Annotated in this window: 1 protein-coding gene; it reads left to right on the top strand. The window is 51.9% G+C overall.

Annotation, left to right across the window (positions count from 1 at the left end; all coding sequences use genetic code 11):
- Window positions 1–503: condensation domain-containing protein (locus tag AC1DFM_RS34735; RefSeq protein ID WP_477081375.1), on the top strand; the 503-nt coding region annotated here is incomplete at both ends.

The raw sequence follows: 503 nt of genomic DNA, 5'->3' as shown, positions 1-503 counted from the left end.
AGCGATGGTTGGTCAATGGGCGTATTGATCAAAGAGCTGCTGCATCTCTATCATGATAACAGTCCGCTGCCGGCATTGCCCATCCAATACAAGGATTATGCAGTATGGCAACAATCTTACGCAGACGATACCGCTAGAATTTATTGGCAGCAACAGTTTTCCGGTGAACTACCGGTGCTGGAGCTGGTGGCTGACAAGCCCCGTCCGGCAGTAAAAACCTACCGTGGCGGGATGGTCCAAAAAACAATAGACATCTCCGGTTTATCGGCGCTGTTACAACCTACGGGCAGTACGCTGTTCATGGGACTGGTAGCGGCGGTGAATACCTTACTGTATCGCTACAGCGGCCAGGAAGATATTATTTTGGGCAGCCCTGTTGCGGGCAGAGAACATGCAGACCTGGAAGGACAATTAGGTTTCTATGTGAACACGCTGGCGCTAAGGACCCGCTTCAGCGGCAGTGAGAGCTATCTGCAACTGCTGGAACAGGTGCGACAGGTAAC

The organism is Chitinophaga sp. 05T412 (assembly GCF_056396465.1).
This window is presented reverse-complemented; position numbering and strand designations above follow the sequence as displayed.